The 26,552-nt window shown below is 66.2% G+C and carries 31 protein-coding genes and 1 tRNA gene; 15 read left to right on the top strand and 17 right to left on the bottom strand.

What is annotated here, in order from left to right:
• Positions 1-16 precede the first annotated feature (16 nt).
• From LAQ74_RS01335 to LAQ74_RS01325, 3 genes are read left to right on the top strand one after another with little or no spacing between them, the layout of a single operon-like run.
• Positions 17-826: a hypothetical protein gene (locus LAQ74_RS01335; protein ID WP_224333982.1), complete on the top strand. Its 810-nt coding sequence runs from the start codon at positions 17-19 to the stop codon at positions 824-826.
• Positions 819-1,445, top strand: coding sequence for a DUF8135 domain-containing protein (locus LAQ74_RS01330; RefSeq protein WP_224333981.1), 627 nt, complete (start codon positions 819-821; stop codon positions 1,443-1,445). The genes LAQ74_RS01335 and LAQ74_RS01330 overlap by 8 nt, the downstream gene beginning before the upstream one ends.
• Before the next feature lie 30 nt (positions 1,446-1,475).
• A complete protein-coding gene (locus LAQ74_RS01325; protein WP_224333980.1) occupies positions 1,476-1,799 on the top strand; it encodes a transcription factor S in 324 nt (107 codons plus the stop codon).
• Between the two features lie 326 nt (positions 1,800-2,125).
• Here the strand turns inward: LAQ74_RS01325 and LAQ74_RS01320 are convergent, their stop codons facing one another.
• A complete protein-coding gene (locus LAQ74_RS01320) occupies positions 2,126-2,740 on the bottom strand; it encodes a dienelactone hydrolase family protein (protein WP_224333979.1) in 615 nt (204 codons plus the stop codon).
• 52 nt (positions 2,741-2,792) lie between these two features.
• Between LAQ74_RS01320 and LAQ74_RS01315 the strand changes: the two genes are divergently transcribed.
• Together LAQ74_RS01315 and LAQ74_RS01310 are read left to right on the top strand one after the other, a co-directional pair.
• Positions 2,793-3,632 (top strand): PspA/IM30 family protein, encoded by an 840-nt coding sequence (locus tag LAQ74_RS01315; RefSeq protein WP_224333978.1) that lies wholly within the window; start codon positions 2,793-2,795, stop codon positions 3,630-3,632.
• A 163-nt stretch (positions 3,633-3,795) separates the two neighbouring features.
• Complete coding sequence (locus LAQ74_RS01310) at positions 3,796-4,842, top strand: DUF7972 family membrane protein (protein ID WP_224333977.1); 1,047 nt, start codon at positions 3,796-3,798, stop codon at positions 4,840-4,842.
• Positions 4,843-4,854: 12 nt separating this feature from the next.
• On the opposite strand, the gene LAQ74_RS01305 is transcribed toward LAQ74_RS01310, so the two are convergent.
• From LAQ74_RS01305 to LAQ74_RS01275, 7 genes are all read right to left on the bottom strand, one after another.
• Entirely contained in the window at positions 4,855-5,898 is a 1,044-nt protein-coding gene (locus LAQ74_RS01305) for a dipeptide epimerase (RefSeq protein WP_224333976.1), read from the bottom strand.
• On the bottom strand, positions 5,895-6,938 hold the full coding sequence (locus LAQ74_RS01300; protein WP_224333975.1) for an N-acetyltransferase DgcN family protein: 1,044 nt from the start codon (positions 6,936-6,938) through the stop codon (positions 5,895-5,897). Before LAQ74_RS01300 ends, LAQ74_RS01305 begins: the two co-directional genes overlap by 4 nt.
• An 82-nt stretch (positions 6,939-7,020) precedes the next feature.
• Complete coding sequence (locus LAQ74_RS01295) at positions 7,021-7,914, bottom strand: Vms1/Ankzf1 family peptidyl-tRNA hydrolase (RefSeq protein ID WP_224333974.1); 894 nt, start codon at positions 7,912-7,914, stop codon at positions 7,021-7,023.
• Positions 7,915-7,993: 79 nt separating this feature from the next.
• The gene (locus LAQ74_RS01290; protein ID WP_224333973.1) at positions 7,994-8,338 is read right to left on the bottom strand and encodes a DUF5802 family protein; all 345 of its coding nucleotides are present in this window, start codon (positions 8,336-8,338) and stop codon (positions 7,994-7,996) included.
• A gap of 129 nt (positions 8,339-8,467) precedes the next feature.
• Entirely contained in the window at positions 8,468-9,001 is a 534-nt protein-coding gene (locus LAQ74_RS01285) for a peptidylprolyl isomerase (protein WP_224333972.1), read from the bottom strand.
• 224 nt (positions 9,002-9,225) lie between these two features.
• On the bottom strand, positions 9,226-9,690 hold the full coding sequence (locus LAQ74_RS01280; protein ID WP_224333971.1) for a DUF7548 family protein: 465 nt from the start codon (positions 9,688-9,690) through the stop codon (positions 9,226-9,228).
• Between the two features lie 51 nt (positions 9,691-9,741).
• The gene (locus tag LAQ74_RS01275; protein ID WP_224333970.1) at positions 9,742-10,608 is read right to left on the bottom strand and encodes a Rieske (2Fe-2S) protein; all 867 of its coding nucleotides are present in this window, start codon (positions 10,606-10,608) and stop codon (positions 9,742-9,744) included.
• Between the two features lie 309 nt (positions 10,609-10,917).
• Between LAQ74_RS01275 and LAQ74_RS01270 the strand changes: the two genes are divergently transcribed.
• The gene (locus LAQ74_RS01270; protein WP_224333969.1) at positions 10,918-11,889 is read left to right on the top strand and encodes a succinylglutamate desuccinylase/aspartoacylase family protein; all 972 of its coding nucleotides are present in this window, start codon (positions 10,918-10,920) and stop codon (positions 11,887-11,889) included.
• A gap of 14 nt (positions 11,890-11,903) precedes the next feature.
• On the opposite strand, the gene LAQ74_RS01265 is transcribed toward LAQ74_RS01270, so the two are convergent.
• Positions 11,904-13,169 (bottom strand): amidohydrolase, encoded by a 1,266-nt coding sequence (locus tag LAQ74_RS01265; RefSeq protein ID WP_224333968.1) that lies wholly within the window; start codon positions 13,167-13,169, stop codon positions 11,904-11,906.
• Positions 13,170-13,262: 93 nt separating this feature from the next.
• On the bottom strand, positions 13,263-14,324 hold the full coding sequence (locus LAQ74_RS01260; RefSeq protein ID WP_224333967.1) for an anthranilate phosphoribosyltransferase: 1,062 nt from the start codon (positions 14,322-14,324) through the stop codon (positions 13,263-13,265).
• Between the two features lie 157 nt (positions 14,325-14,481).
• Here LAQ74_RS01260 and LAQ74_RS01255 point away from each other — a divergent pair, with 157 nt between their 5' ends.
• The 6 genes from LAQ74_RS01255 to LAQ74_RS01230 all read left to right on the top strand — a co-directional run bounded on the left by LAQ74_RS01255 (position 14,482) and on the right by LAQ74_RS01230 (position 17,644).
• Positions 14,482-15,156, top strand: a complete 675-nt coding sequence (locus tag LAQ74_RS01255; protein ID WP_224333966.1) for a GNAT family N-acetyltransferase — start codon at positions 14,482-14,484, stop codon at positions 15,154-15,156.
• Between the two features lie 90 nt (positions 15,157-15,246).
• Positions 15,247-16,290, top strand: coding sequence for a siroheme decarboxylase subunit beta (gene ahbB, locus LAQ74_RS01250; protein ID WP_224333965.1), 1,044 nt, complete (start codon positions 15,247-15,249; stop codon positions 16,288-16,290).
• On the top strand, positions 16,287-16,751 hold the full coding sequence (locus LAQ74_RS01245; RefSeq protein WP_224333964.1) for a GNAT family N-acetyltransferase: 465 nt from the start codon (positions 16,287-16,289) through the stop codon (positions 16,749-16,751). Before ahbB ends, LAQ74_RS01245 begins: the two co-directional genes overlap by 4 nt.
• 66 nt (positions 16,752-16,817) lie before the next feature.
• A complete protein-coding gene (locus tag LAQ74_RS01240) occupies positions 16,818-17,153 on the top strand; it encodes a ferredoxin (protein WP_224333963.1) in 336 nt (111 codons plus the stop codon).
• Between the two features lie 98 nt (positions 17,154-17,251).
• Positions 17,252-17,336, top strand: a tRNA-Leu gene (locus LAQ74_RS01235).
• 113 nt (positions 17,337-17,449) lie between these two features.
• On the top strand, positions 17,450-17,644 hold the full coding sequence (locus LAQ74_RS01230) for a DUF8015 family protein (RefSeq protein ID WP_224333962.1): 195 nt from the start codon (positions 17,450-17,452) through the stop codon (positions 17,642-17,644).
• A gap of 431 nt (positions 17,645-18,075) precedes the next feature.
• Here the strand turns inward: LAQ74_RS01230 and LAQ74_RS01225 are convergent, their stop codons facing one another.
• The 5 genes from LAQ74_RS01225 to LAQ74_RS01205 form a co-directional block, all read right to left on the bottom strand.
• Positions 18,076-19,935 carry an ABC transporter ATP-binding protein gene (locus LAQ74_RS01225; protein WP_224333961.1) on the bottom strand — a complete coding sequence of 620 codons (1,860 nt, stop codon included), beginning with the start codon at positions 19,933-19,935 and terminating at the stop codon, positions 18,076-18,078.
• Positions 19,936-20,043: 108 nt separating this feature from the next.
• Positions 20,044-21,399, bottom strand: coding sequence for an LLM class flavin-dependent oxidoreductase (locus LAQ74_RS01220; RefSeq protein WP_224333960.1), 1,356 nt, complete (start codon positions 21,397-21,399; stop codon positions 20,044-20,046).
• An 85-nt stretch (positions 21,400-21,484) separates the two neighbouring features.
• Positions 21,485-21,772, bottom strand: a complete 288-nt coding sequence (locus LAQ74_RS01215; RefSeq protein WP_224333959.1) for a helix-turn-helix transcriptional regulator — start codon at positions 21,770-21,772, stop codon at positions 21,485-21,487.
• Between the two features lie 133 nt (positions 21,773-21,905).
• Positions 21,906-23,153, bottom strand: coding sequence for a carboxylate--amine ligase (locus LAQ74_RS01210; protein ID WP_224333958.1), 1,248 nt, complete (start codon positions 23,151-23,153; stop codon positions 21,906-21,908).
• Positions 23,154-23,250: 97 nt separating this feature from the next.
• The gene (locus LAQ74_RS01205) at positions 23,251-23,634 is read right to left on the bottom strand and encodes a hypothetical protein (RefSeq protein WP_224333957.1); all 384 of its coding nucleotides are present in this window, start codon (positions 23,632-23,634) and stop codon (positions 23,251-23,253) included.
• A 110-nt stretch (positions 23,635-23,744) separates the two neighbouring features.
• Here LAQ74_RS01205 and LAQ74_RS01200 point away from each other — a divergent pair, with 110 nt between their 5' ends.
• On the top strand, positions 23,745-24,245 hold the full coding sequence (locus LAQ74_RS01200) for a DUF5813 family protein (protein WP_224333956.1): 501 nt from the start codon (positions 23,745-23,747) through the stop codon (positions 24,243-24,245).
• Positions 24,246-24,299: 54 nt separating this feature from the next.
• Here the strand turns inward: LAQ74_RS01200 and LAQ74_RS01195 are convergent, their stop codons facing one another.
• Both LAQ74_RS01195 and LAQ74_RS01190 read right to left on the bottom strand, forming a co-directional pair.
• A complete protein-coding gene (locus tag LAQ74_RS01195) occupies positions 24,300-24,530 on the bottom strand; it encodes an Lrp/AsnC family transcriptional regulator (RefSeq protein WP_224333955.1) in 231 nt (76 codons plus the stop codon).
• A 1-nt stretch (position 24,531) separates the two neighbouring features.
• Positions 24,532-25,218, bottom strand: coding sequence for a potassium channel family protein (locus LAQ74_RS01190; RefSeq protein ID WP_224333954.1), 687 nt, complete (start codon positions 25,216-25,218; stop codon positions 24,532-24,534).
• A gap of 97 nt (positions 25,219-25,315) precedes the next feature.
• Between LAQ74_RS01190 and LAQ74_RS01185 the strand changes: the two genes are divergently transcribed.
• Positions 25,316-25,549, top strand: a complete 234-nt coding sequence (locus tag LAQ74_RS01185) for an Lrp/AsnC ligand binding domain-containing protein (protein ID WP_224333953.1) — start codon at positions 25,316-25,318, stop codon at positions 25,547-25,549.
• Between the two features lie 49 nt (positions 25,550-25,598).
• Complete coding sequence (locus LAQ74_RS01180; protein ID WP_224333952.1) at positions 25,599-26,546, top strand: M48 family metallopeptidase; 948 nt, start codon at positions 25,599-25,601, stop codon at positions 26,544-26,546.
• The last annotated feature ends 6 nt before the right edge of the window (positions 26,547-26,552 follow it).

Raw genomic sequence — 26,552 nt, 5'->3', positions numbered from 1 at the left:
AATAGAGCTATTGCAGATGGCTGACGACCGGGCAGAGTCGAGCGGCGAGTCGGCGTGGGAGTCGGCGGCACCGGTCGAGTCGCAACCCGACGGGCGGGAGCGATCCGATACGGGACCCGACGTACCGAGTGCAGAGGTGTTCGCCGACGTCTCCGACGGGGGCGGGGAGTCGGCGGACCGGTCCGACGAGGAGACCGAGTCGAGACTCGACGCGTTGGTGACGCGACTCGACGCGCTCGACGACCGGGTAGACGGCGTGCAGTCGGACGTCGACGAGAAGATAGACGACGTTCGCGGCCGGGTCGTGCAGGTGAAACGCGAGACGGACGCGAAAGCACCGAGCGACCACGAACACCCCGACGTTCGACGCGCGGCGGCGCGGGCGAGCGCCGAGATCGAGGCGCTGGAACGACGGGTCGAGGCGCTCTCGACGGACGTCGACGAGGACCTCGACCGGCAGGCCGAGACGACCGAGGAGCTGTTCGAGCGCGTCGAGACGCTGGAGCGACGGCTGACGACGCTCGCGCGGGTGACGGTCGACCTGCGCGGGCGAGTACAGCGAGCGGAGTCAGCGACGGCGGACCGACGCGCGCTCGACGAGTTCCTCGAAGCGGCGCACCGAAACGGGGTGTGCAAGGGCGTCTGCGCCGACTGCGGCGAAACGGTCCAACTCGGCCTCCTCTCGTCGCCGACGTGCCCGCACTGCGGCGCGCCGTTCGACGGGGTGAGACCGCCGAGTTGGCCGTTCGGGTCGGCGACACTGACGACCGAGACCGAGTCCGAGGCGGAGACCGACGCCGCCCGACTGACCGATACCGATGTCTGAGGACCGCAGCGACGACTCTCGACCGGACAGCCGAGACGGCAGTGACGCCCGGTGGGACGACGAACGACACCCCCGCGACGCGCAGCGTGAGGTTGACCCCGCTCCGTCAGACCCGTTCGCCGAGTTGCCAACGTACGACGACGAGGCCACGGACCCGTGGGACTCTCTGGAATCGGCCGTCGGTGACGAAGCGAGTGAGCCGAGCGCGTTCGACGCGTCGGTCGTCGACGAGTGGGCCGACGCGGTCGCCGAGGGCGATGTCGCCCTCGACGCACCGAACGCGGACGAGATTCCCACCGTCGAAGCCGCCGAGGGCGAGACGTACGTCGTCTCGAAGCGCCACTACTGTCAGACCTGTCCGCACTTCGAGTCGCCGCCGAAGTTCGGTTGTTCACACGAGGGAACCGACATCGTCGAGACGGTCGGCTTCGAGCGCTTTCGGGTCCGAGACTGCCCGATGGTCGACGACGAGAGCGGCGCCGCAAGCGGTCGTCGGGCGGCGCACGCCGTCGCGGACGCGTCCACGAACGGGGGCGGCCGACGCGACGGTATCGAGCAAGAGAGCGCGACCCCAGACGAATCGAGTCGAAACGAGCCGGACCGAAACGGCTCCGACTGACCTTTGGGGCCGGAGCGAGTACGCCGGCGTATGCAGTTCTGCGACGACTGCGGTTCGATGATGGTGAATCAGGACGGCGCGATGGTCTGTACGAGCTGCGGTGCGAGCGCCGACCGCGACGAGGAGCGCGCCGCCGAGTTCGTCTCCACCGAATCGCAGACCGACAGCGAGGTCATCGAAACCGAAGAGGGCGCGGACTTCGAGGGGAAACCGACCGCCAACGACGTGAGTTGCGACAAATGCGGTCACGGCGAGGCGTGGTACACCATCAAGCAGACCGCCTCCGCGGACGAACCGCCGACGCGCTTCTTCAAGTGTAAGGAGTGCGGCTACCGGTGGCGCGAGTACAACTGAGATTCAGTTAGAGGTTCTCAACTGCAGCGATGAAGGAGCCACCGAAAAGTACCGTTCCCCCTACCAGTACGAGGGCTGTTAGAGTGGGGTAAGCTACTGCAAAATCTATTCACCCAGGGGTGAATGCTTGTTCAAAATTCCCGTTCAATGCAGACGAAGCACTACGAAGGGCACCCAACATTGCGGCTATCAAAAGTCCCCCGACGATGTACTTCACCAATTCAGACATACATAGTAAATTGAGTTATAGAATTATAAGTTTATCTCAGATGTCACAATAAATGTCGGCCATCGATTGTTGGGCCTCCTACTTATAAGGAAAACCCTCACTCAAACTCCGACGTCAGAAACCCGCTCACCGTCTCGGCCACCTTCGCCGACTGGCCGATAAAGAAATGGTCGGCCTCCATTCCCACAACCCCACACCCCAGTTCTCGCGCTCTGTCGACGACGGGTTCCCACTCGGCCGTCTTATCGCGCGTCGCGTACACCACCTGCACCGGCGCGCGAATCTCGTACAGCGCGGCCGCAGCGTCGAGGCCTGCAGGGAGTCTGGCGGCCGGAGCGAGCGCGCTCACAGCTACGGGGTCGACGGTGTCGCGGGCGGCGGCCGCGGCGAGGAGTGCGATTGCGCCGCCGAAACTGAAGCCGAATACACCTACGGAGTCGTACCGCTCGGCGGCCCAGTCGAGGGCGTTTTGGGCGTCGATCAGTTCGCCGCGACCCTCGTCCCACTCGCCGTAGTCGAAGCGGAGGCAGTCGATCCCATCTTCGTTGAGCGCGTCGGCGACGGCGACGAGGCGTTCGTCGCCGCGGTGGCCGCGGTGTTGGGGGTGCGGTGGGCACGCGACGACGACGTTTTCGGTCCCTGTGCCGCTCCCATCGAGCGTCCCACGAACGTCTCTCCCGCCCGGAATCAGCGCGGTCTCCGAACCTGTCACGGGACCCCTTGTTCGCATGAGGTTTTAAGGCCAGCGTACACAAGGGGGAGGTATGGGAATACTCTCGCGGATGTCGTACGTCGTGCGGTCGAAGGTCAACGCCCTCCTCAACCGCGCGGAGGACCCGAGCGAGACGCTCGACTACTCCTACGAGCAGATGCGCGACGAACTCCAGGACGTCAAGCAGGGCATCGCGGACCTGACGACTCAGAAGAAGCGCCTCGAGATCCAGAAACGACGCCTCGAAGAGAACGTCGAGAAGCACAACGACCAGGCGCGCGAGGCCGTCCGACAGGACCGCGAGGACCTCGCGCGGAAAGCCCTCGAAAAGAAGCAGTCGAAGATGACGCAGATCGAGGAACTGGAGGGGCAGATAGCGCAACTGCAGAACACCCAGGACGAGCTCGTCGACAAGAAGAACCAGTTGGAGAACCGCATCGAGGAGTTCCGCACGAAGAAGGAGACGATGAAGGCGCGCTACGAGGCCGCCGAGGCGTCGAGCCGCGTCTCCGAGGCGATGACCGGCGTCGGCGACGAGATGGAGGACGTCGGTCGCGCCATCGAGCGCGCCGAGGAGCGCACCGACGAGATGGAGGCGCGTTCGGCGGCGATGGACGAACTGCAGGAGACGGGCGCGTTCGACGACGCGATGTCCGACAAGGACTCCATCGACCGCGAACTCGACTCGGTGCGAAGCGGGGGCGAGGTCGACAGCGAACTGGAGACGCTGAAGGCCGAGATGGGCAAGTCCTCGGGCGAGACCGAGAGCGACACCGCGAGCGACGAGGAGATAGACGCGCAACTGGAGGAGTTGGAATCGTCAGAGACGAACGAAGAGACCGAGACCGACCTCGAAGAGTTGGAGAACGAAGAGGAATCGCGCGCAGAGTAGCCGACGGGCGCTCGTCGTCCGGTTCGGACGCTGACTCGGCCTCGCTTCGACTCCGATCCCACCCCGCTCTCACCCACGCCGACCCCGCAACGACCGGCGTCCGCGACGACGCTGCCCGACTCGCTGTCGCGAACCCTTTGTACTGCTTGATCGTAATACGAACATGAGCGACGGCGACGAGCCAAGCAACACGATGCGCGGACGGGTCGGGCAGAGTCGTCTGAAACTGTGGCTACTGATGGACGCGAACCGCTGGTTCGTCACGGCGTTGCCGCTAACGCTGGTGTTCGCAGCGCTCGTCGTTCTCGGCGTCCTCGACCCCGCGCCGATTCGCGGGTCGTGGAACCTGAAGGACCCCATCGAGACGACGTTTCAGGGCTTTCTCACCGCTATCATCACCGGCGTGACGCTCGTCGTCACCATCAACCAACTCGTACTCTCGCAGGAACTCGGACCGCTCGGCGACCAGCGCGACCGGATGGACGGCGCGATGGAGTTCCGCGAGGACGTCGAGGACGTGCTGGACGTGCCCGCCGCGCCGCCGGAGCCGTCGGCGTTCCTCCGCGCGCTCATCGAGGGAATCCGCAACCGCGCACAGGAACTGGAGACAGCGTCCGCGGAGACCGACGGCAACAGCAGCGAGGACGCCGAAAACGCCGTCTCCGAGTACGTCGACGGCCTCGTCGAGAACGCCGACGAGGTGGCCAAACAGCTCGAAAGCGAGCAGTTCGGGACGTTCGACGTCTTGTTCGCCGCATTGAACTTCAACTACTCCTGGAAGATATACGAGGGACGACGGCTGCGAAACCAGTACACCGACTCACTCTCCGAGGAGACGCGCGAGCGACTCGACAACCTCACCGAGACGCTGAAGTTCTTCGGCCCCGCCCGCGAGCACTTCAAGACGCTCTACTTCCAGTGGGAACTCATCAACCTCTCGCGGACGATGCTGTACACGTCGATTCCGGCGCTCGTCGTCGCAACGGGGATGATTCTGTACGTCGACAACCCCGGTTCGATTCAGGGGTTCGCCTTCGGCGTCGACAACCTCGTCTGGGTCGTCTCGGGGGCGGTGACTGTCGCACTAGTGCCGTTCATGGTGCTTCTGTCGTACGTCCTCCGTATCGCGACCGTAGCGAAGCGGACGCTCTCCATCGGTCCGTTCATCCTTCGGAGCGTCAATCGGAGCGAGGACTTAGACTGGGAGTGACCGGCTGACGACTTACTCGGAGAGTCGCGCGCCGGTGCCGGTATGGCCGGACTCGCCGAGGCGAATCGTTCCCTCCGAGAGGTCAACGCCCGCGTAGGGGTCCGATTCGAGCAGCAGCGAGCCGTCGAGGTCCGCGTAGTCGAGAAGCGGCGCGAGGTGACAGGCGGCGGCGATGGCGGCGTTCGTCTCGACCATACAGCCGAGCATCACCTCCAGTCCGTGCGCCTTCGCCGTGTGAATCATCCGCGTCGCCTCGCGCAGCCCACCGCATTTCATCAGTTTGATGTTCGCGATATCCGCCCGGTCGGCGATGCGCGGCACGTCGGCGAGCGTGACGCAGGACTCGTCGGCGGCGACGGGGAGCGCACTACGCTCGTAGACGAAGCTGAGCCCCTCGGGGTCCGACGCCGGGACAGGTTGTTCGACGAACTCCACGTCGTGGTCCGCCAGCATCTCGCTTTTCCGGACAGCCTCGCGAGGCGTCCACGCCTCGTTGGCGTCGACACGGAGCGTCGCCTCGGGAGCGGCGTCGCGGACCGCTTCGACGAGTTCCTCGTCGCGGTCGGTGCCGAGCTTTATCTTCAGCACCTCGTATCCCGCGTCGACGGCCTCCTCGGTCTTCTCGCGGACGCGTTCGGTCGTGTCGAGACCAATCGTAAAAGAGGAAGTCGGGCAGTCGTCGGCGTTGAGGCCCCACATCCGGTAGAGCGGGACGCCGAGTCGTTTGGCCGCGAGGTCGTGTAAGGCGATACTGACCGCGCAGCGGGCGGCCGGGTTGCGTTCGACACGTTCGCGCATCCGACGCTCGATGCGGTCGAAGGCGTGGGGGTCACCGACGCGTTCTACCACGTCGAGCAGGTCCGGCAACACCGCCTCGACGGTGCCGGCCGTCTCGCCGTAGTGCCGCGACGGCGCGGCCGCGCCGACGCCGGTCATCCCGCCGCCGTCGGTGATTTTCACGACGACGTTCTCGGCTGTCTCCTGCGTGCTACGGGAGATGGTAAAGGGGTGTTCTAGCGTGAGTTCGACTCGCTCGAACTCCGCGGTGAGAATCACCGAAGCGCCTCCAGCACGTCGTCGCACCCGAACCGAATCGGGTCGTTCGCGGGAACGCCGAGTTCGTCAGCGTACGCCTCGACGGCGGCTTCGGCCTCGTCGTCCGGGAGCGACGAGGTGTTGAGCGCGCCGGCGACGACCTCGGTCTCGTGGACCGCCGACCCGAGCGACTCGTAGAGGTCGACGTACTCCGACAGCGGGGGGATGGAGAACTCCTCGTACCCGTGAATCACCTCGCGGCCGGCGACGTGACAGAGCACGAGTTTGTCGGCCATCGACCCGTGGAGGATGCCGCAGGTGACCGCCGAGTAGGCGGGGTGGACGATGCTGCCCTGGCCTTCGACGAACAGCATCTCGTGGTCGTCGCCGATCTCGAGAATCATCTCCTCGACGGCTCCCGCGGTGAAGTCGCTCACGACGCGGTCGACGGGGTGGCCCCACCCCGAGATCATGATTCCCGTCTGCCCGGTTGGGACGAACGCCGCGTCGATACCCGCCTCGCGAGCGGCCTCGACGAGTTCGAGCGTCGCCGTCATCTTCCCGACGGAGCAGTCCGTGCCGACGGTGAGCACTATCTCCGCAGAAACTTGGTCGGCGACACCCTTCGCGACGGAGAGGTTCGGGTCGGGTTTGCGCACGTCGACGAGTTCGACGCCGTGGTCGGCCGCCAGCGCGGCGAACTCCTCGTCGTCTTCGAGGAAGTAGTGGAGGCCGGCGACGACGTCGCACCCGGCCTCGATGGCCGCCCGGACGTCGGGTCGCCACGTCTCGTCGAAGCCGCCGCCGATGGGCGCGATACCGACGAGCAGCGCGTCGACCGTTTCGGGGTTCGACACGTCCTCGAACGAGGCGACGACGGGGGCGTCTGGGAGGTCGGCGCGGTGGTCGCGGACGCGCGTGCCGGCGCGGTCGCGGTCGAGGACAGCGACGGTTTCGTCGTTTCCGTAGCGCATCACGCCGGTCGCGGTCTTCGCGCGGTCGGGGAACTTCTCGTGTGCGAGAACGACGATGCGGCGGCTTTCGGTCCCGGTGGCGGTCATACCCGAGTGCACGCGGTAAGGTGGCATAAATCGGTTGCCAGCGGTGTGACGTGCCGCAACCGTGGGTTGGATCCGCCAGCTCTCAGAGCCGATACAGCCGCGTCGCCCAGAAGTCGCGGAAGCCCTCCTCCAGCGCGTCCCCGGGCGACCCGCCCGCGTCGCTCGTCGCGGTCACGTCTACCGCGTCGCGCAGCTCGCTGACGACCTCGCGGTCGCCGACGAGAATCGTCGTCTCGGCGTCGCTCGCCTCGATGGCCTCGCGACATCTCTCGACGTGGTCGGCGATCTGGCCGTCGCGGATGCGCTCGAACCGCGCCTGCGAGAACCCGCCCTTCGAGTGTTTCTCCTTCACGTCGCTCTCGAACCCCCGCTCTTCGAGCCGCTCGCGGCCGTCGTACTCGCCGAGCGCGAACAGATCCGCGCGGGCGACGGCGAAGGCGAAGCGACCGGTCGGCCGGAACCACGATTCGTCGACCCGGAACGACTCGCCCCACTCGCAGAACTCGTCGGGAGCCAACGGCGGTGACAGGGCAGCGCTCACGAGGCCAGCGTCGTCGGTGTAGACGAGACACGGGGCGGCGCGACGGATCAGCGAGGCGTGTTCGCCCAGGGCCGCCTCGACGCTCTCCGGCAGCGAGTCGCCGTCGACCATCGCGGTGAGCGCACCTTCGGAGCCGGTCTGGACGGAGCCCAGCCGGTCGAGTATCTCGTCGAGACGAGCGCCGCAAAGCGTCTCCGTCCCGCGGAAGTCGAGATCCGCATCCTCGTCGTCCTGCAGTCTGTCGACACGGTCGTCGAGTTCGGCGATGCGGTCTTCGAGGCGGTTGACGCGCTCTTCGGCCTCCTGTCTGGCGGTGACGGCGTCGGCTCTGCGCTCCTCCTCGGCGGCGGCGCGGCGTTCGAGGTGGTGGTTCTCCTCCTCCAGATCCTCGATGCGCCGCTTCAACTCGGCGCGGCCGAGCAACTCGTCGAGCATACCCCGAGAGGTGAAGTCCGGGGACTTCAACTGCGGGGGTCGACGGCGAGTGGAGTGTCGTACCGGGACGACGAGCGACTCAGGTGCCGGTCGGGGCCTCGTAGCCGGCGTACCGGAGCAGTTCGGAGGCGCGGTCTGCGGTCGCGAGGAACACCTCACAGGAGTCCGGCAGGTCGTCGGTCGCCATCGATTCGGGGAGCGCGAGCGTGCCCGTCGGCACGTCGTCGTCGCCGAGGACGGGGAAGTGCGTCGTGTGGAGTTTCATCACGAGCGGCGCGTCGAGTCGTTCGATTCCCTCGCCGGTGAGGTACAGTTGCTCGTTCATCCGCTCGTGGTCTGCTCGGTGAATCGCGGGGCGGTCGCAGTCGTGCGGTTCGACGTACAGTTCACCGAGGTAGTAACCGCTGGAGAATCGTTCGAACATCTGTGCGTGTGAATATCTGGCACTCTCGTATATAAGAATTTCCACGACGATTTATGTAGACGCGCAACCATACTGCTGCGATTACTGGAAAAGTGTGAGAAGTACGCGACTGGCGAGGACGGACCTCGATTATCGGTAGATGGCGACCGATTCGAGAACGACGTCCTCGGTCGGTTTGTCGTTGCGGCCGGTCGGCACCGAGCCGATCTCGCGGACGACGTCCATCCCGTCGATGACCTTGCCGAACACCGAGTGGCGGCCGTCGAGGTGCGGTTGGGCGTCGAGGGTGATGAAGAACTGCGAGCCGTTGGTGTTCGGACCGGAGTTCGCCATCGAGAGGACGCCGGGGCCGTCGTGGCCGAGTTCGTCGTGGAACTCGTCGTCGAACTGGTAGCCGGGCCCGCCGCGGCCGGTTCCGGTCGGGTCGCCACCCTGAATCATGAAGCCCTCGATGATACGGTGGAACAGCACGTCCTGATAGAGCGGTTCGCCATCCTTCGTCTCGCCCGTCTCGGGGTCGGTCCACTCCTTCTGACCGGTCGCGAGGCCGACGAAGTTGTCGACGGTGCGCGGGACGCGCTCCTCGAACAGTTCGACGGTGATGTCGCCGTGGTTGGTTTTGAGTACCGCTGTCGGGTTGTCGGGGTTCTCTTGTTCGGCCATATCCGGGTCGTTGGCTCCGGAGGTGAAAAGCCCGTTGACGTGCCCTCGTCGGTCGCGTCGGCGGAGCCTCGGCCGGTGCAGCCGGCGAGCGCGACGCCGAGCGAGAGCACACCGCTCGGAGGGTGTCGCGGCGACTCGAAGGACGTCTCATGAACGGGCTGTGGTCCAAGGGGAGGAAACTCGTTCGGTACTTCTCGTCGCCCGAACCCGGGAGGCGTATCCCGCTACTCCGTCGGCGACCGGTTTCTCGCCGCTTCGGACCACACAACTCCCACGTACCAGACTGCTCCCGCGAGAGCGACGAGCGTCAGTCCGAGGAGAATCCAGCGGTGGTACGCGAACAGCTCCCGCCGTGAGATGGAGAGGACGACCTCGTCGCGGACCGACAGAGACCAGAACCCGGCGACGAGAGCCATCGCGACGCTCCCGCCGAGCGCGACGCCTGCAACCGTGTCGGGGCGTATCGAAGTGAACGGTCCGACGACGACGACGAGGAGGATGAGCGTCCCGAGGACGCAGAGAGTGATGGGTCCCAGCACCGACGCGGAGTAGTACACCCAGACGCCGGTTCCCCGTTCGAGAAAGGGGAGGACGACCGCGAGGGAGACACCGAGCGAGGCGAGAGCGACGAGGAGGCGGGGGCCGGTTCGCGTCGACCGTTCGCGCGTGGACCGGTCGGTTACCGTCATACCCTCACCGCCCCGGGGGGGAGACCCCCGTCGCGCACGACGCTCGCCACGCTACTCCTCCCCCTCGGGTCGCGGGAACGCGACGAACGACTGCCGCGAGACGACGAACGGATCGTAGACGGACTGGTGACACGGACAGTAGATACCGTTCGCGGCCCCGTATCGCGCGCTCACCGGGTCAATCTTATAACCGGGGACGCAGCAGAAGTGAGTGCACTTGTCGAGGATGGCGATGAACCCCTCCTGCGTGCTCGCTCCGAGCCACCGGCTCTCCTGCGCCGCCCGCTCGACGCGGACGCTTCTGATGAGTTGAACGGGGATGACGGCCGCCGCGTCGTCTTCGACGTTCGTCGACCGCCAAGTGGCGACGGCGGGTTTGCCGACACCGTCTTGGCCGATTCCGTTTCCCCACGTCTCGTAGTCCTCGAAGTCGTCGACGTTGACCCGGTCGTTCGGCGACACCTCCTGATTCTGCCACTCGTACTGACTGGATTCAGCGTATCTGAAGTAGTTGTCCTCGTCGGCCGTCGGGTCGAGACCCGGGGCGATTTCGACACCGCAGTACTGGAACCACTCGTTACTGTACGTGATTCCCCCCAACTGCGTCCGAGCAATCGGTGCCGCCTCCGCGCCGCCGCCGGCGGTCTCCACGGGGGGCCAGATACCCCGAAGATAGCCCTCGTCGTCGATTTCGACGGGTATCTGGGGCATTCCACGAGGTGCCGGACCGCCGACCACGTCAATGCCGTAGTACTCGGTGACGCCACCGCCTTCGCCGGTCGGGTTCGTCGTCAGGTCGACCGCCGTCTCGCCGATTGCCGCGAGTCCGACGAGCGCGCTGGCGCCGACGACACCTTTGACGAACCGTCGCCGCTTGGTCGGCGGCGGGTAGACGTCGGTGTCGACGTCGCGACTCACCGTCGCATCCTCTGTAGTCCCGCGAGTTCTCTGGTCGGTCGCTCGCTTCGAAGTTCACTCGGGTGCATCGTGTTCTCCTCTCTCGACTCGTGCACTCGTCCTACCGTCGTCGGGCGTTCGAGTCTCGGGTAGGAACTGCACCGTATCGACGTGTATGAATCTTAGTAGCTATCGCCCGCAGAGAGAGACCTGCCCGCGAAAAATTCGCCCCCGTGAGACGGCTCGAACGGCACGCTCCGACGAGACAGCTCAGCTCCGAACTCGTTCCGTCACCCCCAGCTACATCACCCCTCGCGCCGAGTGAAAATCATGCACACCGCAGAGCGACTCACGCTCACGCGACTCCCCTCGGGCGTCCCCGTCGAGACGACGGTTCACACCTACGAGGGCGACGAAGACGGGCCGACGCTGTACGCCCAGGCCGCCCAGCACGGCCGCGAGATCAACGGCACCGAAGTCCTGCGTCGCCTCCACGAACGACTCGACCACGACGAACTATCGGGGCGAGTAATCGTCGTCCCCGTCGCCGACCCGCTCACCTTCGACCACATCTCCTACACGACACCGGAGGTCATCGACTCGGTCAATCCCAACATGAACCGCGTCTGGCCCGGCGACGCCGAGGGGTCACTACACCAGCGTATCGCCGCCCGTCTCTGGGAGTACGCGGGCGACGCCGACGCCATCGTCGACCTGCACACCGGAAGCCCGGACATGCTCACCCACACCGTCTACCTCAAGGGTGACGAGGAGTGTCGCGCGCTCGCCGAGGCGTTCGGGACGGAGCTGCTTCTCGCCGAGGCCGCGGGCGACGACGCCGACACCGAGTGGTCGGAGCGCAACTTCGGCGGGAAGCTCCGCGTCGCCGCTACGCGCGAGGGCATCCCCTCCATCACGCCGGAACTCGCGCACAACAAGCAACTGGTCGAATCGGCCATCGAAGTAGGTGTGGAAGGAATGGTCGGCGTGCTCGAACACATGGGGATGCTCGGCGGAGATGGCGACAGCGGCGGAGAGGAATGGGACGGCACCGTCGCGCGCAACCACCTCGGTCGGGTGAAGGCCGCCGATTCAGGGCTCTTTTTGGTCGACGACGGCGTCGAACTCGGCCAGTCGATCTCGTCGGGCGACCACCTCGGGCGCGTCTTCGACCCGACGACGTACGAAGTCCTCCAAGAGGTCGAAGCCGACCGCGACGGCGTCCTCTACTCGGTGGCGCTGGAGTCGACGGTGACGGCCGGACAAACACTCGTCGGCGTGGCGTTGCTGGACGTGGAGTAACAGAGACTGGCCGCTTAGAGCCCGCGAATCGTCTCGCAGGTCACGTTGACGCCGACGTCGAGCGCGTCCTCCTCGATGTCGAAGTAGGCGGTATGGTGGCCCGCCGGGTTCGACGCACCGATGCCGACGTACGACGCCGTCCCGCCGTTTCGCTGTACCTCGCGGATGAGATACGAGGCGTCCTCGCTGCCGCCGAACGGTTTTCGGTCCTTGATTTCGTCGACCGCATTCACGCGCTCGGCCGCGTCCGTCACCGCCTCGACCATCTCCGCGTCGTTCTCGAACGTCGTCGTCTTCCCGTACAGACTCGTCTCGAACTCGCAGTCGTGCATCGCCGCGGCGTGTTCGACTACTCGGTTCGCCTTGTCGAGCATGTACTCGTTCAGTTCGGCGGTCTCGCCGCGCACTTCGACGCGGAGACGCGCCTCCTCGCTGATGACGTTCTGTGCGTTCGGCGAGTGGACCTGCCCGACGTTGATACGGGTCGCGCCGTCGGCGTGGCGCGGGATGGCGTAGAGGTTCTGCACGGCCGCCGCCAGCGCCTGCATCGCGTTCCGGCCCTCGTTCGGCGCGCCGCCCGCGTGGGCCGGTTCGCCGAGGAACGTCACGTCGAGTTTGGCGTTCGACAGCGGGTTGTCGTAGCCTGCGACGACGGTTCCTGTCTCTTCTCCCAGTCCGAGGTGCAGGGCAATCATGTGGTCGACGTCCGAGAAATGGTCGGCCTCGCTCATCGGCTTACCGCCGCGGCCGCCCTCCTCGGCGGGTTGGAAGAACAGTCTCAGGGTCCCGTCGAAACCGCCGTTCTCGTCCAACTCGCGGGCGATACCGACGCCGATGGCGGTGTGGCCGTCGTGGCCGCAGGCGTGCATCTCGCCGGGATGTTTCGAGCCGAACCCCTCGCGGGCGGGGCGGTGGTCGTCGTCGGTCGCCTCCTGTCGCTCCAAGGCGTCCATGTCGACGCGGACGCCGACGGTCGGTCCCGAGCCGTCACCGTACTGCTTTGTAGCGACCAATCCAGAGACGCCGTCGAGGCGGTCGAGGTACTCCTCGGGCGCGCCGAGGTCACGGGCGCGCTCCTCGGCCGCGGCGAGGTCGTCGGCGGCGGGGACGCCGAGGCGGCCGTCGACGTTCACGGCGTCGGGACCGAGTCGGAGGTCGAAGCCGCGGGCGTCGAGTTCCTCGGCGACGAGCGTAGTCGTGCGAAACTCCTTCCACCCGGCTTCGGGGTAGGTATGCAGGTCGCGTCGAATCTCGGTGAGCGAGAGGTTCTCGATAGACATGGCTGGCCCTGCGGCGGCACGGTACAAAACAGGTGGTGTCCCGACAATCGAGGGGTGACGGAGAGGACGACGGTCGAAAACGTGCGGCGCGCCTCAGAACGCCCGAAGCGCTTCGAGCACCGCTTCCGCGCTGCCGTCGGAAATGGCCTCGCGAGCCATCTCCAACCCGGTTTCGAGGTCGTCTGCGTCCTCGCGGGCGAAGATGCGGAACGCCGCGTTCAGTGCCACTGCGTCCGCGAAGTGGTCGTCGCGGTCGCCGGCGACGACGTCCTCGGTGATGCGCGCGGAGTCGGCGGCGACGTCGCCGACCTCGAGGTCCTCGTTCTCGAACTCCATCCCGTAGTTCGGCGTCTCTATCTCGTAGTCGGTGAACTCGCCGTCGGTCCATTCAGCAACTTTCGTGTACCCCGGCCGGATGTCGTCGTACCCCTCCATCCCCTGGAACATGATGACGCGGTGGAGGTCGTGGTGTTCGCTGGCCTCGAACGTGTCGGTCACCTTCTTCGCGAACGCGAGGTGGTAGAACGACCCGAGGTGGACGTCGGCGTTGGCGGGGTTCGCCAGCGTCTCGACGGTGTTGACGAACGTGCGGACGCCCATCCGGTCGCGGCGGTCGAACAGGTCGTGGACCGCCGGGTTGAACGCCGGCTGGTAGTAGAAGCCGAAGCCCGTCTCGTCGACCATGTCGGCCGATTCTCGCGGACTGAGTCCAGTCCGGACGCCGAGTTCGTCGAGGACGTGTTTGTACGCGTCCTGTTTCTGGGTCGGCACCCGGTCGCCCGAGTGCGCGACGACGGGTGTTCCGGCGGCCGCGGCGACGACACCGGCGGCGACGCCGAGAATCGCTGTTCTGCCCTTTCCGTCGTAGTTCGCGCCGCAGTCGACGGGGTCGGCGTCGGGTTCGGCGTACTCGACGCGGGCGCACATCTCGTCGGTGTAGGCGGCGAGTTCCTCGGGGTTGTTGCGTTTCCAGCGGTTCGCGAGCCAGAACGCCCCGAGCGTCGTCGGGTCAGGTTCGCCCGCGAAGATTCGCTGCATCGCCTCGCGCGCTTGGTCGCGGGTGAGATCGTCCGCCGACTTGTGGCCGGAGCCACAGACCTCCGTCATCAGCCGTTTCAGCGGCCACTCGCCGAACTCTTGCGTCGCGTTCGTCATGTGCGCGGCTTGGAACGGCCGGAGCAAAAACGTCCCGTTCTCGTTCTCTGACCCGTTTCGCACACCGAGTGATAGGTCGTTGAACTGACTCGGCTTCGTGTAATACCAGTCGGTGCGTGAAAGGGACTGATGTGGCACGGCTTCGAACTGTCCCGGGATGACAGACCTCATCCCCCTCTCCCGCCGAAGTCCAGCGCTCGACGCCGCCGTCTCACTGTACTGGGACCTGTACGGGGAGGCCGAGCGAGGGTGGGGGAGTCGGGCGGAGGCGGCGACGCAGTTCGAGCGCCACGCGGAGTATCCGGGATACCGCGGGTTCGCGGCCGTCGAGGACGACGAGGTGCTCGGCTTCGTCTACGGCTACACGTCCGCGCCGGGGCAGTTCTACCACGACCAACTCGCGACCGCACTCGGACCGGAACGGACCGAACGGTGGCTCCGAAACTGCTTCGAGTTCGTCGAACTCGCCGTCGCCGAGGACGCCCGCCGCCGCGGCCTCGGAACGAGCCTCCACGACAGCGTCCTCGACGGTCTCTCACACGAGACGAGCGTCCTCACGACCGGCGTCGACAACGACCCCGCACGAGCGCTGTACGAGCGCGAAGGGTGGCAGACGGTCCACGACGCCTTCGAGTTGAACGAGGGGAATCCGATGGTCGTGATGGCGCGGGAACTGCCGGACGGCGAGTCGACGTCGCTGGTCGAGGTGGCGGAGGTTTCGGAGACGGCGAAGACGACGGAGACGGCGGAGACGGCGGAGACGGCAGAAGCAGGCGCGACCACCGAAACCCCCCGGAAGACGGGCGAACCGCGACGCTTCGGCGGCGACTGAGCGCGGGCGACGGAATCGAGAACGGCCGTCGGGGACGCGCCGCGGCAGGAGTCCGAAACTGGTAGGTTCGTTCCCTCCTAACTCCGGGCGATGGGTCCCGTAGACGCCGGTTGGCGCACCGACCTCGACGCCGTAGACGCCGCGCTCGTCGACGAGTACCAGAGCGGGTTTCCCGTCGTCAAGCGGCCGTTTCGCGTCGTCGGCGACGAACTCGGTCTCTCGGAGGACGAGGCGCTATCGCGAGTCGAACGACTCCGCGAACAGGGCATCTTTCGGCGGTTCGGCGCGGTGCTCAACCCGCCGGTCATCGGGAGTTCGACGCTCGCGGCAGTGAGAGCGCCGGAAGACCGGTTCGACGAGATAGCCGAGGTGATAAACGGCTACCGACAGGTGAACCACAACTACCGCCGCGACCACGAGTGGAACATGTGGTTCGTCGTCACCGCCGGGTCGCGGGAGACGCGCGACCGGATTCTCGCCGACATCGAGGAGCGAACCGGCTGTTCGGTGCTGAACCTCCCGATGCTTACCGACTACTACATCGACCTGGAGTTCCCCGTCGTCAACGACGACAGGTTCGCGCGAGAGAGCCTCACAGAGACGGAAGTGACTGCGACGCGCATCAGCGAGGAGTCGACCGACGGCCTCTCGGAACTGGAGGCGGCGCTGCTGCTCGAAATCCAGAGCGGATTCCCGCTGTCGGCGACGCCCTACGGAGACATCGCGGACGCCCTCGGGGCCGACGTCGACGACGTGCTCGCCGCAGTCGAACGCCTGCTCGACGACGGCTGTATCAAGCGCATCGGCTGCGTCGTCAACCACGTCGTCACTGGCTTTCGGAACAACTGCATGGTCGTCTGGGACGTCCCCGACGACGAACTCGACGCCCGCGGCGAGCGCGTCGGCGCGCTCCCGTACGTGACGCTCTGTTACCACCGGCCGCGTCGCTCCGAACAGGGGTGGCCGTACAACCTCTTTACGATGATTCACGGCCGCGAGGCCGACGTCGTCGACGAGAAGATAGACGAACTGGCCGCCGAGCATCTGCCGTTCGACCACGAGCGACTCTACTCGACGGAGACGCTGAAGCAGACCGGCGCACAGTACGACGAACTGGTGGGTGAGGAGCGATGAGCGGGTCGAAAACGGGAGCGACCGGCGTCGAACTGGCCGAGAACGAGGCCGCCCGCGAGGACGCCTTCGCCGTCCGCGAAGCGGTGTTCGTCGACGAACAGGGTGTGCCCGAGGAACTGGAGTGGGACGAGTACGACGGGGCAGATGGGACGCTGCTGTTCGTCGCCTACGACGACGGGGAACCGGTCGGGGCGGCGCGTCTGCGCCGCGTCGACGGCGACGACGGCGCTCGGAAAGTCGAGCGCGTCGCCGTCCTCGAGTCCGAACGCGGCGAAGGGTGGGGAAAGCGACTCGTCGAGGCGCTCGAACGCGTCGCTCGTGAGGAGAACGTCCGGGAGCTACGGCTCCACGCGCAGACGCAGGTCGAGCGCTTTTACTGCGACCTCGGTTACGAGACGACCAGCGGCGAGTTCGAGGAGGCGGGAATCCCGCACGTCGAGATGCGGAAGTCGCTGACGTGAGTGGGCACTTCGGGCCGGAGCGTCAGACCGACAGACGAAAGTTCGCCCTGCCGCTAGCTTCGGGCCATGAGCGACGACGGCGTGAAGAAGCCAAGCGAGTTCGGCGGTGAGGGTCCCCCCGTAGACGAGAAGCCCTACAAGATACTCTTCGAGGCGAACAAGTGCTTCGGAGCGGGGCGCTGCGCCGAAGTCGCCGACAACTGGGGGATGGACCTCGCCTCCGGACTGGCGAAGGCGAACTCCTACTACATCGGCGAGGACGAACTCGACGAGAACGTCCGCGCCGCGGAGGTCTGTCCGGCGAAGAAGGGCGAGGGCGTCATCCACGTCATCGACCGCCGAACCGACGAGGAGATCGCGCCGAACCCCCACGGCGACGGGACGCTGAGCGTCGACTGGTAAGGTCGCAACCGGCGGTCACGACGAGTCGACGCCACGCCGCCTCCCAGACGAGCGCGTACCGAAACCGACTTGCGGAGGACGCCGGTACGAGAGAGTGCGCGAGGGTGGCTGAGCCAGGCCAAAAGCGGCGGGCTTAAGACCCGCTTCCGTAGGGATTCGCGAGTTCAAATCTCGTCCCTCGCATCGGATTCTCGCTAGTTTCACGCCGCGAGCGAAGCGTCCGAGACGCTCGACCGTACAGTCGGGCGACCGAACCCAACTTACACAAGGGTGGGTAATGACATCTAATTAGAGCCATGAGCGACCTCGCCACGACAGCGCCGACGCGGTTCGACCTGATACTGCTCGTGATGGGTGTCGCACTACTCGGCGGCGGGGCGCTCGGCGCGCTGACGGTCGTCCCACTCTCGTTGGCCGGCGGTACCGGGACGGTCGTCGCGTCGGCGGCGATGTTCGAGGGTCTGGCACGGAATCCACCGACGAACCGGTAGCGCGACGGTCCGGCGGGGTGGTACGGCGTCGTTCGGCGTTCCGGCCGCCCGACCCACCCCCCGTTCCGAGGCGGACGGACGTCTCGACGGTACAACCGACTCGACAACACACTCGTCTGACGACTCCTCGGGTTCGACTGCGCGTCCAGAGCGGTCGCTCGGGTTCTGCGAGCGCATAGATTCGACGGCTATCGCTCGTCGGTGATTGGGTCGTCGCGAAAGGGGAAAACGCCGCACCCGTGAGAAAAGCAAGGGTACGGCGTTTGCCGCCCTGAATTGGTCCCCGCTGACGCTTCGGCCCTCCAAAGCGAAGCGTCACCTGAACACAGACACCGCGACTACTTAAGCATGGCGCAGACGGCAGTCCGAGGGGGTGTGACTGGTCGGTTAGTCAGAGTACGGTCGGGTTCCGCTCGGGGAGTCGGCGAGACTCATCGGTCGCGGTGCGAGTCGCCCGCGGCCGCCTGCGCCGCCCACAGCGAGGCGTACTCGCTGTCGGTGCCGTGCAGTTCCCGGTGCGACCCCCGTTCGACGATTCGTCCGTCGTCGAGGACGAGAATCTGGTCCGCGTTCGTCACCGTCGAGAGGCGGTGGGCGATGACGAGCGTCGTCCGGTCCTCGGTGAGTCGCTCCAACCCGCGCTGGATGCGGCGTTCGGTCTCGGTGTCGACCGCCGACGTCGCCTCGTCGAGGATGAGAATCGGCGCGTCCGCGAGCGCCGTCCGCGCGATGGAGAGGCGCTGACGCTGGCCGCCCGAGAGTTTGACGCCACGCTCGCCGATTCGCGTGTCGTACCCCTCCGGCAGGTCCTCGATGAACTCGTGGGCCTCGGCGACTTTCGCGGCGGCGACCATCTCCTCGTCCGTCGCGTCGAACGCCCCGTATCGGAGATTCTCGGCGACGGTCCCGTCGAAGAGGAACGTCTCCTGACCGACGTAGCCGATTGCGCCGCGTAGCTCCGAGAGCGACGTGTCGCGCACGTCGACGCCGTCGACGCGGACCAACCCGTCGTTCACGTCATAGAGTCGCGGGAGCAATTTCAGAATCGTCGACTTGCCCGCGCCCGTGGGACCGACGAGCGCCAGCGTCTCGCCCGGTTCGACGGCGAAGTTCACGTCGTCGAGCACCTGTTCGCTCACGTCGTACGAGAAAGAGACCGAGTCGTACTCGACGCGTCCCTCCACGCAGCCGAGCGAAACGGGGTCGACGGGGTCGTCGATGCTCGTGGGCATGTCGCGGAGCGCGTAGATGCGCCGCGTGGACGCGAGCGCGTTCTCGTACCACTCGACGATGCGGCCCGACTCGCTGACCGGTGCGACCAGCTGTTGGGCGAGCGTGACGAACGTGACGAACGTCCCGATTTGAAGCGTGCCGCTGGCGTACGGCGGCGGACCGACGACCAGCCAGTAGCCGCCGACGGCGAACGTCGCCAGAAACGTCATGCCGCCGATGAACTGCATCCCCGGCTGGTAGATGCCCGAGAGTTTGATGACGGTCATCGTCTGGTCGAAGTACTCCTTGGAGGCGTCGCGGACGCGTCCGCCCTCGTATCCCTCGGTCGCCGTGGTCTTGATGAGGTCGATGCCCGAGAGGTTGTTCTCCAATCTGGTGTTGAGGCCGCCGACGCTCGACCGCACAGCCGCGTAGACCGGTTCGACGCGCGTCATGAACCAGTAGGTGAAGCCCGCGAGGACGGGAACGAAGACGAGCGTGACGACGGCGAGTTGCCGGTTGAGGTAGAACAGGACGCCCGCGATGCCGAGTACCATCACGACGAGGCGGATGGTGCTCTCCAGGGCGTTGTCGAAGAACACTTCGAGGTTGTTCACGTCGTTGTTCAGTACGGACATTATCTCGCCCGTCTGCTTGTCGTCGAAGAAGGCCATGTCGAGCGCCTGCATTCGCTCGTACGTGTCGACCCGGAGAAAGTGCTCGATGCGGTGTGCGAACAGGTTTAGCGTCACCGTTCGGCCCCACGACGCCACCGCCGCGACGAGAAACGAGGCGGCGATGAGCGCGATAGAGAGCGACAGTTGGTCGGGGACCGTTTCTGGGAGCCACGCGTCTGGGACGAGCGGGGGGCTGTACGCGGTGGGACCGCTCTCGACGGCGTTCAGCGTGACGCCGAGCAGGAGGGGCGGGACGAGGTTCGCCGCGCGGGAGAGGAAACTCGTCAGCACGCCGAGCGTCAGCCACCGGAGTTCCGGCACTCCGTACTCGGCGAACACACGTTGTATCGGGCGTTCGACCCTGTCTGCGAGGGCTTGAAATGACGTGTTCGCGTCGGTCACTACACCCTACGGGTCACGCGGACGACAAAATGCCATCGCAACCGGCGCGGAAGGGCGGGTTTCTTCGGGTCGGCCCCGCGGTTCGTCGCTCACAGTCGCCATCCACCGCTACTGCTTCGCCGGGTGGTCGTCGCGAAGTCGGTTCTGCCCTGCGCCCAACACGTTCTCGCGTAGCGTCTCGCCCTCGTACGCCACCCGAAGCAACCCGCGTTCGCGGAGCACGGGCACGACGAGGTCCACGAAGTCGTTCAGCGTGCCCGGCCGCGAAATCTCTTTAATATTGAAGCCGTGGACGCCGACATCCTCGAACCAGTACTGGAGTTCGTCGGCGATCTGTTCGGGCGTGCCGACGACAACGGGGGAAGTAGAGCCGAGTCCGGAGAACTCGGCGACCTCGCGGACGGTCCACTCGCGGTCGGGGTCATTTTTGGTAAAGGCGTTCATCGCGCCCTGAATCGCATCGGTCTCGATGTGTTCGACCTTCCCCTCGGGGTCCAACTTCGAGAGGTCCATATCCAAAAAGCCCGAGAGCATCGTGAGCGTTCCTTCGGTGCTGACGTGCTCGCGGAAGCTCTCGTGTTTCTCGCGGGCCAAACGCTCCGTTTCGCCGACGATGGGGACGATGCCGGGGAAAAATAGGAGGGAGTCGGGGTCGCGGCCGCGGTCGGCGGCGCGCTCGCGCATGTCCTCGATGTAGCTTCGAGTTCCAGCCTCGGTGGGCTGGCTGACGAACACCGCCTCGGCGTTGTCGGCGGCGAAGTCGCGGCCGCGGTCCGACGACCCGGCCTGATAGAGGACGGGCGTCCGCTGCGGCGACGGTTCGCAGCTATGTGGCCCCGGAACGGAGAAGAACTCGCCCTCGAAGTCGATAGCGTGGACCTTCTCGGGATCGGCGTACATCCCCCGCTCTCGGTCCTGTACTACTGCGTCCTCCTCCCAGCTCTCCTCCCAGAGCGCGTAGCACACTTGCATAAACTCGTCGGCGCGGTCGTATCTCGTTTCCCTGTCCATCCGCTCCTCCAACCCGAGGTTCTCGGCGGCGCTCTCGAGGTAGGAAGTGACGATGTTGAACGCGACGCGGCCGTCGGTGAGGTGGTCGAGCGTCGAGAGTTCGCGGGCGAGTTGGTACGGGTGGGTGTAGGTCGTCGAGCGCGTGACGGCGAACCCGAGGTGGTCGGTGACTTCGGCCATCGCGGGGACGAGAGCCTGGGGGTCGTTCGCAGGGGTTTGAATGGCGTTTCGAATCGCCGAGTCGCGGTCGCCGCCGTAGACGTCGTAGATACCGCGCACGTCGGCGAAGAAGACGGCGTCGAAGCCGCCGCGCTCGGCGGTTCTCGCGACCTCGGTCCAGTAGTCGCGGTCGGTGTAGCGGTGGGACTGGTCGCCCGGGTAGGTCCACCGCCCCGGCGAGACGTGCTCCACCGAGTTCATCGTGAAGAGGTTGAGGTGCATCCGCTCGGTCATTGGCGAAAGCAGGGGAAGGAAGTAGTAATAGGTGGCCGATACCGGCGGCTCGGGTGGGGTAGCGGTGACGGAGGGTGAGAACCGATTACGACTCGTACTGCCGGACCGCGGCCGCGAACTGCGGGTGGAGATACGGGTTGCCGTCGTCGTCACGCTGGACGAGCGTGCCGCCGTGGACCTGTTCTTCGAGCGTGTCGACGCGTTTGGAGACGGTTCGCTCGGTGTAGCCGGTCGACTCGGCGAGTTCCGCCTTCGTGAGGGGACCGTCGGCTTCGGCGAGTGCGACGAGAATCTCCCACTCGGAGTTCTTCAGGCGGTCGTCGAGGAGTTCGACGAGTCGGTCGACGTTGTTCTGGGCCTCGGTCTCAGCCATATACCGAACAGACAGCGTACTGAGTTGAAATGGCTTGCGTGTTGCCGCCGAAAATCACGTGACCGGGGCACACACGCCGATTCTGCGACGTCGACTCCCACGCGGTGGCGCTCGTAGGGAGTCAGCCGTCGTCTCAGCAGGAACAGTAGTAGTCGCGGCGGCTGAACTCGGTTTCGAGGAGTTTCGCGGTCGGTTCCGGGTCCGAGGGGCGATAGACGCCCGTCGTCAGCGACCCAGACGATTCGAACGACCCCGAGGCGAGCGCCGCCCAGTCGTCGCCCGAGAGCACGTCGCGGAACGCCTCGTCCGTCGACAGCAACGTCAGGTAGTCGCGGAGGTAGACCCAGCGCGCGCCGCCGACCGACTTGGCGGCGCTCGAAACGTCGTACTGCACGTCGTCGACGACGGAGGCGTACGCCGCCAGCGGCAGGTTCGCCCCGGCAGCGACGGGCATGGAGATCCACTTCCAGGGGCGCGTGTTGATGTCGAGGAGGACGTACTCCTCGCGGTCGGCGTCGTAGACGAACTCGGACTCGCTGATGCCGTGGTAGCCCGTCCGCTCCAGCACCGACAGCGCGCGCTCGCGAATCTCGGGACGGTCGGTCGTCTCGACCACGCACGAAGTCCCGAACGCCTGCGGGTAGCGGACGCGGGCGTTGCCGACGACCGAGAGCGTCTCGCCGTCGGGCGAGACGTAGGACGCGAGCGACGTGTCGCGGCCCTGTTCGATGTTCACTCTCTCCTGGGCCAAGAGTTCGACGTCGGCGGCCTCGGCGGCTTCGAGCGTCTCGTACAGTTGCTCTCGGTCGCCGACCGCTACGACGTTCGTCCCGAGCGCCTCCTCGCCCTCGCGCTTCAGCGCGGGTTTGAGCACGAACGGGAAGCCGAGCGCCTCCGCGGCGGCGTCGGGGTCGTCTTCGTCGAGCCAGTACGTCTCCGGATACGGCACCTCCAACTGCTCGGCGAGACGGTACAGCGACGCCTTGTCCAACACGGCGTCGATGCCCCGTTTATCCGAAAACGGGCGGCGGACGCCCTCGGCTTCGACGCCCGCGAACGCGTGGACCCACTCGTCCATGCAACCGAACGCGACGAGGTCGGTTCCGGCGGCGTCGGCGAGCGCTTCGAGGTCCTTCCCGAACCCATCTCGGTCGTCGAGCGGGTAGGTGACGCGCCCGGCGAAGTCGACGGCGTCGGAGGGCGGCGCGACGCCGTCGCCGGAGCGGTCGAGTGCGATGACTGGCACGTCGCGAGCGTCGAGCGCCCGCGCGACGCTCAGTCCCGTGATGTGCGCGTTGGCGACGACGGCCGGTGGTCGGTCGAACTCCGCGTCGGCGACGGCCTCCAGCAATTCGTCGGTTTCGAGAAACCGGTCTGCCATGGCTTGTCGTTTCGATGCGAGCGATAAAAGCCCCTCAATAGCGGACAGCGGGACCGATATCTCGGATCGCCCGCAGTTCGCACGGCGGGCAGTCGACTCACGGCGCGACGAACGCCTCGCCATAGATGGGTACTGTGAACAGCAGGAGCGCGATCGCACCGACGATGATAGTCACGGTAGTCACCCGTCGCTGCTTCGAGCCGGCGGCGAAGGCGGCGTACCCCGCGAGTGCGACGAGTAGGAGTTGCAGGGCGAACTCGACGAAGGACGCGGAGTACCCGAGGACGCCCGGCCGGAGCAAGAGAACCATCATCACCGCCGAGACGAGTGTCCCGACACCGACGAGGAGCGTCGATGGAGCGCGCCGACCGACGCTTCTGGCCGTGAGAACGGTCAGCGCGACGTTGAGGAGGACGCGGAGGCCGACGAACACCGTCATCGCCAGCGGGTTCGACCATCCAGGAAAGAGCCACTCGAACATCTGTCGGCGGAGAGTCTCGGACGACCTGTAAATAGCTTGTCGACACCGCGACACTACCAACACGCCGCCGACGCGAGTCGTTTTTCTCCCGCGAGCGCCTTCTTCGACCGATGACAGACGTTCCCGAACGCGTGCACCGCGCCTTCCGCGACCACGCGTCGTTCGAGAAGGTAGACGAGACGACGTACGAATCGGTGAAGACTCCCTTCGAGGGTACTGTCGAGGTGTCGCCGGGCGAAGATGGCAACGTCGCCTACGAGGTGACCGTCCGCGTGCCGATGCTCGACGAAGTGACCAACGACGAGGTGGCCGACGTGGTGGAGGAGGGCTGGTACGAGACCTTCGAACTCCGCGTCGTCGACGTCGGCGGCGTCACCGCCGTCGAGCGCGACCTCGACCCGACGGTGTCCGAGGAGGGTCGCCACGCGACCGTCGAACTGTCGTTCGAGGACATCAACGAACGGCGCGGCGTCGACGACGCGGGCGCGCTCGTCGACTTCGTCGAGGGGACGTACGCGCAGGGAATCATCCCCGGCTACGACTACACCGAACCGGTGGCGTCGATGCTCTCGCAGGCGTACCAAGCCGGGGGGAGCGACCCCGTCGAGTAGCGCGAAACGCCGAGCGAAAAACGTGCGGTGCCGTCCGCTGGCCGGACGAGCCTCTCAGTCCATCGAGATGTACGTCTGGGTGTCCTCGACGCCGTCGATTCCCTGAATCTGCGTCGCGGAGATGTTCTTGACCTCCGCTGGGCTGTCGACGGTGACTTTGGCGATGATGTCGACGTCCCCGGCGACGATGTGGGCGTCGACGACGCCGTCGAGCGCCGCGATCTCGTCGCGGAGTCGCTCTGCCTCGCCGGTGTTGGCTTTCACCATCACGTAGGCGGTGACCATCTCAGTCACCCCCCACGGCGGCGGCCATCGAGCTATCGCCGACGAGCAGTTGACGAACCTCGTCGAGCACCGAGAAGTCCGCGAGCACGGCCACCCGGTCGCCCGTCTCCAGCGAGTCGTCGGGGAGCGGAATCCCCATCGCGTCGCCGTCTTTGCCGAACGCGAGGATGCGCGACTCCGACGGGAGTGCGACCTCGCTTATCGTGTAGCCGTTCATCGGCGACTCGTCGGTGACGGTGATGAGAAGCACCTGGAGGCTCTGGGCGATGTCGGCGATGGCGCGAATCGACCCGCCGAGCAGCGCGTTCTTCGCGCCGATAGCGCCGAGTCGCTCGGGGTAGACGATCTCGTCGACCTCGCCGGCGTACTTCTGGTAGATCTCCTCGCGGTAGTCCTCGTCGATGCGCATCACCGTCCGACAGCCGTAGTGTTTGGCGATCATGCAGGCCGCGAAGTTGACGTTCAGGTCGCTCGTGAGCGCGCCGAGCGCGTCGGCCTCGTCGACGCCCGCCGACTCCAGTATCGGCTCGCGGGAGCCGTCACCTTCGACGACCTCGAAGCCGCTCGCACGGGCGCGCTCGGCTTGGTCCTTGTCCCGTTCGATGAGCGTTACGTCGTGGCCTTCCTCCCGGAGAACGCGCGCCGTTCGGAGCCCGACACGACCGGCACCAATGATAACGAACCGCATGGAACGGCGTACGTCGGCCGGGGAGAATAACCTTACCCCCGTTCGCCGATCCGACCCGGGGGAAACTTTTTGCCACGTTACCGAGTAACACACCACGATGGTTCACGCGTTCATCATGGTGAAGACGGGGGCCGGGGAGTCCGAGCAGTTGGTCGCGCCGATCCGGGAACTCGAACGGGTGACGGAGGCGCACATCGTTGCGGGCGCGTACGACCTCATCGTCGAGGTGGACGCCGAGGAGGTGTACGACGTGCTTAAAACCGCCTCGTCGGGGGTTCAGGGACTGCAGGGCGTCACCGACACGAAGACGTACATCTCGCTCGACGACTGACCGCACAGGTTGACGACAACTGTTTGAGCGTTTCTGCCGTAGTTCTCCCATGCGACTCCTCTTTCGCGCCTTCACGGTCGCCGTCGGACTGTCGCTGTTGGCGTTTTACGCCCTGGTCGCACTCCTGACCTATCGGGCTCTGGTCCTCCTCTGGTCGGTTCGCCCCGACCCGTCGGTGAGCGCCGCGCTCGTCGCGGGCGTCGTCCTCCTGACAGCGTGGGCCAACTACCGGTACGGAACCCCGAGACTGCTGGCGAGCGTCGACGCGACGCCGCTCGTTCCGGACCGTGCGCCGGGGCTCTACCGACGACTCGACGCGCTCTGCGACCGAATGGAGATCTCGACGCCGACGGTGTACGTCGCGCGACTCGCCGCGCCGAACGCGTTCGCGCTCGGCGGCCCGAGAGACGGCGTCGTCGTCGTCGACCGGTCGCTGTTTCGGATGCTCTCCGGCGACGAGTTCGAGGCGCTGTTGGCGCACGAACTCGCGCATCTAGAGGGGTACGACGGATTTGTGCAGACGTTCGCCGTCAGCGCGCTCCGCACCGTCGTCGGGGTGGTGGCGCTAGCGCTGCTACCGGTGGCGGTGTTTCTCGAAGGGGTCGGGCGGGCGACGGCGTGGATTCGCGGGACGCCGACGGCGACGCCGCTGTCGAACGACGAGTACGGTGTCGGTGGCCTCGTGACGGTCGTCGCCGTCGGACTGACGCTGTTCGTCCGCGCGTACTCGCGCCGCCGGGAGTTCGCCGCCGACGACCGGGCTGTCGAGGTGACGGGTCGACCGCTGTCGCTCGCCCGCGCGCTCCGGCGACTGGAGCAGGCGACGGAGTCGCCGCTGCATCGGTTTTTCGGTCTCCCGGGGCCGACCCCGACGGGAGACGAAACCCCGCTCGGTCGACTCCTGTCGACGCACCCGCCGCTGGAGGCGCGAATCGAGCGGTTGGTAGAACAGGCGGAGGAGCGGGACGCGACGGCGTGGTCGATTCCGATCAGGTGAACGAAT

This window comes from Haloprofundus halobius (assembly GCF_020097835.1).
Lineage (GTDB): Archaea > Halobacteriota > Halobacteria > Halobacteriales > Haloferacaceae > Haloprofundus > Haloprofundus halobius.
This window is presented reverse-complemented; position numbering and strand designations above follow the sequence as displayed.

Bases quoted from the DNA above. Each gene is read 5' to 3' on its own strand.
- LAQ74_RS01325 (WP_224333980.1), top strand. From the start codon at position 1,476: ATGCAGTTCTGCGACGACTGCGGTTCGATGATGGTGAATCAGGACGGC.
- LAQ74_RS01310 (WP_224333977.1), top strand. From the start codon at position 3,796: ATGAGCGACGGCGACGAGCCAAGCAACACGATGCGCGGACGGGTCGGG.
- LAQ74_RS01200 (WP_224333956.1), top strand. From the start codon at position 23,745: ATGACAGACGTTCCCGAACGCGTGCACCGCGCCTTCCGCGACCACGCG.
- LAQ74_RS01335 (WP_224333982.1), top strand. From the start codon at position 17: ATGGCTGACGACCGGGCAGAGTCGAGCGGCGAGTCGGCGTGGGAGTCG.
- LAQ74_RS01215 (WP_224333959.1), bottom strand. From the start codon at position 21,772: ATGGCTGAGACCGAGGCCCAGAACAACGTCGACCGACTCGTCGAACTC.
- LAQ74_RS01180 (WP_224333952.1), top strand. From the start codon at position 25,599: ATGCGACTCCTCTTTCGCGCCTTCACGGTCGCCGTCGGACTGTCGCTG.
- LAQ74_RS01280 (WP_224333971.1), bottom strand. From the start codon at position 9,690: ATGACGGTAACCGACCGGTCCACGCGCGAACGGTCGACGCGAACCGGC.
- LAQ74_RS01260 (WP_224333967.1), bottom strand. From the start codon at position 14,324: ATGACGAACGCGACGCAAGAGTTCGGCGAGTGGCCGCTGAAACGGCTG.
- LAQ74_RS01315 (WP_224333978.1), top strand. From the start codon at position 2,793: ATGGGAATACTCTCGCGGATGTCGTACGTCGTGCGGTCGAAGGTCAAC.
- LAQ74_RS01300 (WP_224333975.1), bottom strand. From the start codon at position 6,938: ATGACCGCCACCGGGACCGAAAGCCGCCGCATCGTCGTTCTCGCACAC.
- LAQ74_RS01210 (WP_224333958.1), bottom strand. From the start codon at position 23,153: ATGGCAGACCGGTTTCTCGAAACCGACGAATTGCTGGAGGCCGTCGCC.
- LAQ74_RS01270 (WP_224333969.1), top strand. From the start codon at position 10,918: ATGCACACCGCAGAGCGACTCACGCTCACGCGACTCCCCTCGGGCGTC.
- LAQ74_RS01255 (WP_224333966.1), top strand. From the start codon at position 14,482: ATGACAGACCTCATCCCCCTCTCCCGCCGAAGTCCAGCGCTCGACGCC.
- LAQ74_RS01295 (WP_224333974.1), bottom strand. From the start codon at position 7,914: ATGCTCGACGAGTTGCTCGGCCGCGCCGAGTTGAAGCGGCGCATCGAG.
- LAQ74_RS01330 (WP_224333981.1), top strand. From the start codon at position 819: ATGTCTGAGGACCGCAGCGACGACTCTCGACCGGACAGCCGAGACGGC.
- LAQ74_RS01220 (WP_224333960.1), bottom strand. From the start codon at position 21,399: ATGACCGAGCGGATGCACCTCAACCTCTTCACGATGAACTCGGTGGAG.
- LAQ74_RS01190 (WP_224333954.1), bottom strand. From the start codon at position 25,218: ATGCGGTTCGTTATCATTGGTGCCGGTCGTGTCGGGCTCCGAACGGCG.
- LAQ74_RS01290 (WP_224333973.1), bottom strand. From the start codon at position 8,338: ATGTTCGAACGATTCTCCAGCGGTTACTACCTCGGTGAACTGTACGTC.
- LAQ74_RS01240 (WP_224333963.1), top strand. From the start codon at position 16,818: ATGAGCGACGACGGCGTGAAGAAGCCAAGCGAGTTCGGCGGTGAGGGT.
- LAQ74_RS01205 (WP_224333957.1), bottom strand. From the start codon at position 23,634: ATGTTCGAGTGGCTCTTTCCTGGATGGTCGAACCCGCTGGCGATGACG.
- LAQ74_RS01195 (WP_224333955.1), bottom strand. From the start codon at position 24,530: ATGGTCACCGCCTACGTGATGGTGAAAGCCAACACCGGCGAGGCAGAG.
- ahbB (WP_224333965.1), top strand. From the start codon at position 15,247: ATGGGTCCCGTAGACGCCGGTTGGCGCACCGACCTCGACGCCGTAGAC.
- LAQ74_RS01265 (WP_224333968.1), bottom strand. From the start codon at position 13,169: ATGTCTATCGAGAACCTCTCGCTCACCGAGATTCGACGCGACCTGCAT.
- LAQ74_RS01245 (WP_224333964.1), top strand. From the start codon at position 16,287: ATGAGCGGGTCGAAAACGGGAGCGACCGGCGTCGAACTGGCCGAGAAC.
- LAQ74_RS01285 (WP_224333972.1), bottom strand. From the start codon at position 9,001: ATGGCCGAACAAGAGAACCCCGACAACCCGACAGCGGTACTCAAAACC.
- LAQ74_RS01185 (WP_224333953.1), top strand. From the start codon at position 25,316: ATGGTTCACGCGTTCATCATGGTGAAGACGGGGGCCGGGGAGTCCGAG.
- LAQ74_RS01230 (WP_224333962.1), top strand. From the start codon at position 17,450: ATGAGCGACCTCGCCACGACAGCGCCGACGCGGTTCGACCTGATACTG.